The 6,673-nt window shown below is 55.3% G+C and carries 8 protein-coding genes, 1 tRNA gene and 1 pseudogene; 2 read left to right on the top strand and 8 right to left on the bottom strand.

What is annotated here, in order from left to right:
* A pseudogene (locus H8Q75_RS09260) lies at positions 1–296 on the top strand (UDP-N-acetylmuramoyl-tripeptide--D-alanyl-D-alanine ligase); the annotation flags it as partial.
* A gap of 48 nt (positions 297–344) precedes the next feature.
* Positions 345–416 (top strand) — tRNA-Asn (locus H8Q75_RS09255).
* 1 nt (position 417) lies between these two features.
* On the opposite strand, the gene H8Q75_RS09250 is transcribed toward H8Q75_RS09255, so the two are convergent.
* The 8 genes from H8Q75_RS09250 to H8Q75_RS09215 form a co-directional block, all read right to left on the bottom strand.
* Entirely contained in the window at positions 418–1,032 is a 615-nt protein-coding gene (locus H8Q75_RS09250; protein ID WP_024124609.1) for a hypothetical protein, read from the bottom strand.
* Between the two features lie 119 nt (positions 1,033–1,151).
* Positions 1,152–2,060: a MoxR family ATPase gene (locus H8Q75_RS09245; protein ID WP_024124610.1), complete on the bottom strand. Its 909-nt coding sequence runs from the start codon at positions 2,058–2,060 to the stop codon at positions 1,152–1,154.
* Positions 2,053–3,000, bottom strand: coding sequence for a bifunctional riboflavin kinase/FAD synthetase (locus H8Q75_RS09240; protein ID WP_024124611.1), 948 nt, complete (start codon positions 2,998–3,000; stop codon positions 2,053–2,055). The genes H8Q75_RS09245 and H8Q75_RS09240 overlap by 8 nt, the downstream gene beginning before the upstream one ends.
* Positions 3,001–3,106: 106 nt before the next feature.
* Positions 3,107–3,367 (bottom strand): 2Fe-2S iron-sulfur cluster-binding protein, encoded by a 261-nt coding sequence (locus H8Q75_RS09235; protein ID WP_024124612.1) that lies wholly within the window; start codon positions 3,365–3,367, stop codon positions 3,107–3,109.
* Positions 3,364–4,359 carry an aspartate carbamoyltransferase catalytic subunit gene (locus H8Q75_RS09230; protein ID WP_024124613.1) on the bottom strand — a complete coding sequence of 332 codons (996 nt, stop codon included), beginning with the start codon at positions 4,357–4,359 and terminating at the stop codon, positions 3,364–3,366. Before H8Q75_RS09230 ends, H8Q75_RS09235 begins: the two co-directional genes overlap by 4 nt.
* Positions 4,356–4,874 (bottom strand): phosphoribosyltransferase, encoded by a 519-nt coding sequence (locus tag H8Q75_RS09225; protein WP_024124614.1) that lies wholly within the window; start codon positions 4,872–4,874, stop codon positions 4,356–4,358. Before H8Q75_RS09225 ends, H8Q75_RS09230 begins: the two co-directional genes overlap by 4 nt.
* 5 nt (positions 4,875–4,879) lie before the next feature.
* Positions 4,880–5,815, bottom strand: a complete 936-nt coding sequence (locus H8Q75_RS09220; protein WP_024124615.1) for a phytoene synthase — start codon at positions 5,813–5,815, stop codon at positions 4,880–4,882.
* On the bottom strand, positions 5,799–6,673 hold an 875-nt coding region (locus H8Q75_RS09215; protein ID WP_297041258.1), incomplete at its 5' end, for an FAD-dependent oxidoreductase. The genes H8Q75_RS09220 and H8Q75_RS09215, both read right to left, overlap by 17 nt.

Below are 6,673 nucleotides of genomic sequence, written 5' to 3'. Positions count from 1 at the left end.
CGCGACGAGTGTATAAGAGACAGCTGGCTGTCTCTGACCGGGTGGGCGCAACTTGTGCACAAGGAGACCTCGATGGCCTCTTAATCCTCGATCAAGGTGACGAAGGGGCAGCCCTTGCGCAGGGAGCAGGGCGGATTCCCACTCAACAATTTGGTTCCCATGAAGAATTGGTGGAGTACCTATTGCGCGAGTTACAAGCAGGCGATCGCCTCCTCTTTAAGGCCTCCCATGCCGTTGCCCTTGATCGAGTGGTCACTGAACTGCGGCAGCGCTGGCCAAAACTGCAGTCGGGTTGAGACTTGCCAACAGCGGTGAACTACGCTACATTAGAAAATTGCTGATATTCCTCAGTAGCTCAGCGGTAGAGCGGTCGGCTGTTAACCGATTGGTCGCTGGTTCGAATCCAGCCTGGGGAGTTTAGTAACTTGAGCCGCGATAGCGCCGGCGAGGCTGGCCGTTATCTTCACTCTTTGGTGCCGGAGCTGTGTCGGCAACGGTGCGAATGCCGCGATATTGGGTATTGGGTGGAGCAGCCAGAGGCAGGGGCGCGGGTACTGACGGGGTTGGGACTGGTGTCGGTGCTGTTAAGCAACTGAGGCTTTGCATTAGGGCATCCTGCTGAATTGGTAGGGCATCGAGGATCTCTAACACTCGAGTTAGATGGGAAACAGCTGTAGCAATGAGACTCGACTCTTCGATACGGGGCAAGAGATCCACAGCCCCCATACGCAAGGCCCAGCGCCGTTCTACTGCACTAATTTGGCGATCCTGACCCGCTGTAATGACCACAGGCATCCCCGGAAAACGAGACTGTGCCACCTGACAAAAGCGGTAGGGATTGGTGACCGTCATCCCCATATCCAACAGGAGCAATTGGGGCAATGCTAAGCCAGCCGCTTCCATCTCCTCTAGCAAAGTAAGAACGTCAGCATCAAGGTTTTCCCAAATGACAGTAATGCTTTGACTGCTGAGGATGTTGTGCCAAATTTCTCCCTGCCGTTGGAGGGCTTGTATCATGAATATCGTTGTCATAAATGCTTAAATCCTTCGACGGTTGCGAGGGCAATCGCAATGTTAAAAAGACTTAAACACTACAATGACAGGTTGGCGATTGCAGAGATGTTCATAGAGAACAGTCGCACCAACTCTCCCTAGGGAACCGCTACCGTTTCCAACAATTCTGCCACACAGGCACGGCCTGAGCGCCCAGCGGCTGTAATCAAACGATGAGCCAAGACGTGGGGAGCCAATTGCTTCACATCATCGGGGAGGACATAGTCACGGCCATTCAGGAAAGCCAAGGCCTGAGCGGTGCGCTGCAGCATCACCGTACCGCGAGGACTGACCCCCAAGGTAATGCAATCACTTTCGCGGCTCGCCCGCACAAGGGCAAGAATGTACTTTTGCAAGACTGAATCTACCCGCACCTGTAGCACCTGCTGCCGCAACTGTTGAATCGCCGCCAAGCTCAGGCACGGTTCCAGTTGATTGACATCTAAGCCCCCCTGCACCCGTTGCAGCATTTGTAGCTCCTCTTCCTCGGTGGGGTAGCCCAAACTAAAACAGAGGGCAAAACGATCCAACTGCGCCTCCGGCAGTGGAAATGTGCCTTGGTACTCCACCGGGTTTTGGGTGGCAATGACGAAAAAAGGCTGAGGCAGGGGGTAGGTGACACCATCAATGGTGACCTGGTACTCTTCCATGACCTCTAGAAGTGCTGATTGGGTCCGCGGCGTAGCACGGTTAATTTCATCCGCCAGCAGGATATTGCAGAACACAGGACCTGGGCGAAACTCAAACTCCGCTGTTTTGGGATTCCAGATATTGGTGCCCGATAAGTCGGTGGGCAGGAGATCGGGGGTGGCTTGGATGCGCTGAAAGGTGCCCGCCAGCGATCGCGCCAGGGCTTTAGCTAAGAGGGTTTTTCCCACCCCTGGTACATCCTCCAGCAAGACGTGTCCCCCCGCCAGCAATCCCACCAACAGCAGTTCAATGGCCGCTTCTTTGCCCACCATAACTTGTCCAAGGTTATTCACCAGTCGCTGTAGGGGTTCACGCATAGGAGACTACTCGTTCTAAGAGATCAGCCGCTACTTGGCAATCGGCAGCAATTTGCGCTTGTAGGGCAGCCAAACTGGAAAATCTGAGCTCAGGACGAATAAATGCCTCCAGGTGGAGCGTGATCTCTTGGTTGTAGAGATTTCCCTGCCAGTGCAGTAGGTGCACTTCCGTCCTGACCTCCTGCCCCCTCACTGTGGGTCGCACGCCGATATTCACGACCCCCACCTGCTCCCTGGGGAGAGCTGCCCCGCTGACACGGCAGGCATAGACACCGTAGCGAGGCAATAATTTTTCGGGAGGGAGGGCTAAATTGGCCGTAGGAAATCCCAACTGGCGGCCCAACTGTTCCCCTTGAGTTACCGTGCCTGTTAAGGTATAGGCGCGTCCCAACAGCTCCCGTGCCAAAGCCACATCTCCCGCGGCCAGGGCGGCTCGTACTGCTGAACTACTGACGCGATCGCTCCCCCAACAAAAGGGGGGCACAATATGCACCGCAATGCCAAAGGCAGCACAGAGGGTGCGCAAATCTTCCGCTGTCCCCGATCGCCCCCGGCCAAAGCCAAAATTAAAACCAACACTCAACACCTTGGCCTGCAACTGCTGTACCAAAATCTGCTCAACAAACTCTAAAGGCGAGAGTTGGGCCAGGGCCTGGGTAAAAGGCAGCACAATCACCTGTTCAATACCATACTGGTTCAAAAGGGCCCGTTTTTCGGCCTCTGGGGTCAGCAGCAATCGCTGTTCTCCCGTAAAAAATGCTTGGGGATGGGGCGAAAACGTAATCACTGAAGGGCAACAGTCGGCAGGCGCTGCCTCAAGGAGAGTACGGATAACCTCTTGATGCCCTCGATGGACACCGTCAAAGTTGCCCAGGGCGATCGCCGTTGGAGTTTGCAAGGGTAGGGCACTCTTAAATTGACACAGAAAACATTTTGACACATCGCACCCAAGTGCAACACGCCAGAAAACCGCCATTGGAATTTTCTATTCACTTCATAGAATAGATTCCCATTTGGTCTTGACCACTGTCGAAGCTTGCCTTGCCTCACCAGGTGGGATCCCGAAAAACATAAGCCGTAATGTGGGGGCAGTCGTCTAAAGTGGCGGGGGCGCGATCGCCCGCAATCGTGGAGATACAGGCGCGAATTTCCGCGCCGTCCTCCAGTTCAAGGGTACAGGCACCGCAACTGCCCATGCCACAACCCGTGGGAATCTCTACCCCCGCGCGTGCTGCCACGCTCAGCCAACCTTCACCCGCTGCCGCTTCCACAGACACCTGATCCGGCAGAAACGTTACTCTAATCATGGCTTGACTCCGTGGTACGTTCCCATCAAATACAGTAATGCCATCCGCACTGCCACCCCACTGGCTACCTGCTGATTCACTAAGCTGAACTGGGGATCATCCAGTAAGGCCGAACTCAATTCCACACCGCGATTCACCGGTCCTGGATGCAATACTCGCACATCGGGTCGGCACAGGCGCAGCCGCTCATGGGTAATGCCAAAGTGTTGATGGTATTCCCGCAAACTGGGAATTAAGTGCTGATCCATGCGTTCCTGTTGCAGGCGCAGGGTCATGACAATATCGGCATCGGTTAGGGCGGGTTCCAGCGTCCAGTGGAGGGTTGCCCCATAGTCTGCAAATTCTGGCGGCAAAAGGGTGGGCGGCCCTGCCAAGTGAACATCGGCCCCAGCGGTCTTGAGGCTATAGAGGTTCGATCGCGCCACGCGGGAATGACGAATATCGCCAACAATGGCAATTTTTTTTCCCTGCAACAGGGCACAGCGGGGCTGACGCGGATCGTAGAGTTGGCAGAGGGTAAACAGATCAAGGAGCGCTTGGGAGGGATGCTCGTGCAAGCCATCGCCGGCATTGAGAACCGCCACTTGGCCGCCCAGGCGATCCATTTCCGCAGCAATCGTATGGGGTACGCCCGACTGCTGATGGCGAATCACCATGAATTCTGCCCCCATCGCCCACAGGGTCTTAGCGGTATCCAGGATGGTTTCCCCTTTGTTGAGGGCTGAGGTGCCAGGAGAAAAGTTGAGAATATCGGCAGAAAGACGTTTGGCCGCCAGTTCAAAGCTATTGCGAGTGCGCGTCGAGCTTTCAAAGAAGAGATTGGCCACAACCCGCGCTTGGAGGGTGGGGACTTTTTTGGTGCGACGATTCAGGACTTCCTGAAAGCTCAGTGCTGTTTGCAAAACAATATCCAGCTCCGCCAGTGTAAAGTCTTGGAGGGAGAGGACGTGGCGACGCTGCCATTGCAGAGGTGGAGGGAGGGTAGGCGTCATGGACAGGAGGTTAGCGTTTGAGCAAGATCAGCGGCTGTCAGGTGTTCGTAGCGTTCAAAGGGTTGATGGATCCAAGGATTTTCGGGCAGGTAATGAACGTAGTAGTCCGGACGAATGCAAGAGGCCGCTTTGTACCAGAGGACAGCGGTGCGCACTTCCTCCACTGCAAAACCATATTTAACCTCCAGCCAGCGCCGGCTTTTTTGCAATGAAAGACCAGAGTCCACCAAATCATCCACCAAAAGGACATGGCTGCCCAGGGTAGCGGTGGTCATCGTTAAGTCCTGCGCAAAGGTAAGGCGACCCCGCTCTTGATTATTGACACCGCCATAGGAGGACACTGCCAGAATTGCCAGGGGTTGATTAAAGAGGCGGCTGAGAATGTCCCCCACCCGCAGGCCGCCCCTAGCCAGGCAGAGAATTTGATTGAACTGCCATCCTGATTCATAGATGGCGATCGCCAACCGTTCAATTGTACGATGATACTCTTCCCAATCTACGTACAAATCTGCCATGGTACCTAGAAGCTGGCCTTGAACCAAGAAATGGGAATAGAAAGCAGCTTGCGCCAGTCAGAAACAAAGGCGCGCCGATTAAAGACATCGTAATCGTTAGCTTCAATGACATCAAGAATCTGGCGATAGAGCATCAGCGCTGACCACACGGGCCAACGGGCATCCCGCTCGAGGTAGGCAACCCCCACTTCTGCTTCTCGATAAAATTGCCGTGCCCGCTGAATTTGAAAGCGCATTAGTGCCCGCCAGCGATCGTCAATGACTCCGCGCTGTAGGTCTTCTTCGGTGTAGTCAAAGGCAGCCAAGTCCTCTAGGGGCAGATAGATACGCCCCCGCCGCATATCTTCGCCCACATCCCGCAGGATATTAGTGAGTTGATTGGCAATGCCAAGGGCAATGGCCTGATCCTTGAGGGTACCTTTGGCCCGATAGGGATCCACCCAAGGGGCACAGAGGCGATCGCTATAGGGGTCTCCCCCCATCACCCCAAGGGACATTAAGCCAACGGTACCAGCCACGCGATAGCAGTAGAGTTCCAACTCAGCAAAGGTTTCATAGCGACTGCGGTGCAAGTCCATCCGCTGCCCAGCAATCATGTCCCGAAAGGGTTGGATGTCGAGGGGATAGTGCTCCAGGGTTGCCGTCAAGGCCAAGTCCATACCATCGTGGGGGCGACCGGCAAAAATGTCTTCAAGGCGGGCTTCCCATTCATCGAGGGTGGCAATTGTTGTCGTTGCTGCTTGCGGGCCATCCACCAGTTCATCGGTGCGTCGACACCAAACGTAAATCGCCCAAATGGCCCGGCGCTTGGCCAGGGGCATCAACAGTGTGCCGAGGTAAAACGTCTTGGCGTAGGTGGCAGTGACCTGACGACACAACTCGTAGGCTTCGTCGAGGGAAATCAGGGGAGGGACGTACTCGGCTCTAGGCAGTTGCAGCATTGGCGACAGTCTGAGTAGAGGGTTGGGGGGGCTGTGGGGCGTTGCTCTCTGCAAGCCGCTTCGCGATCGCCTGCGCTGTCAGCTTACCAGAAAGCACGGCACCTTCCATACTCCCTAGGTAGGGCTGCAGGGTGTAGCTCCCCGATAGGAAGAAGTTAGGAATGGGCGTGGCCTGATCCGGGCGAAAGGCTTGGCGGCCGGGGGTGGCTTTATAGACTGAGCGGGGGGTTTTTACCACCGCTGTTTTCAGCACTTTAGCAGGTTCCGGTAGGTGATTGGGGAAGAGCTTGGCCAGTTCCGCAAGGGTTGCCTCAATAATGTCCTCATCACTACGACCAATCCACTCCGCGGCAGGCGCCAATACCAGCTCTAGCATTGACTTGGCGGGATCGGCATAGCCCTTGCAGGTTTCGCTCATATCGGCATAAACACTCAGCAGAGGCGATCGCGAGAAGAGCAGGTGATCCACCGTAGGCAATTTGCGATCAAACCAGATTTGGACGTTAATCACAGGGACGCCTTCGAGGCCATTCAGCTTCTGGAAGAAAGGCAGGTCTTGCCACGGCTTCGGCAGCAACAGTTTAATCGCATCCACAGACATTGCCGACACGTAGGCATCGGCAGTCACTTCAAAGCGCTGTTGTCCCTCGCGATCGGCCATCACAAAACTCTGCACTGAAAGGTCCTCCTTGAGAACAATTTCCCGCAGGGCAACATTGGTATGGACTTCACCCCCCCGCGCTGTCACGTAATCCACAATGGGCTGACACAGCCGTTCTGGGGGTGCCCCATCCAAGAAAGCAATTTTTGAGCCATAGCGCTCCCGCAGGAAGCGGTTCATCGCCGTCAGGGGAATCG

It is taken from the genome of Thermosynechococcus sp. OHK43, from assembly GCF_014466085.1.
GTDB lineage: Bacteria > Cyanobacteriota > Cyanobacteriia > Thermosynechococcales > Thermosynechococcaceae > Thermosynechococcus.
The sequence above is the reverse complement of the archived record's forward strand: the minus strand, read 5'-3'. Positions and strand labels throughout refer to the sequence as shown.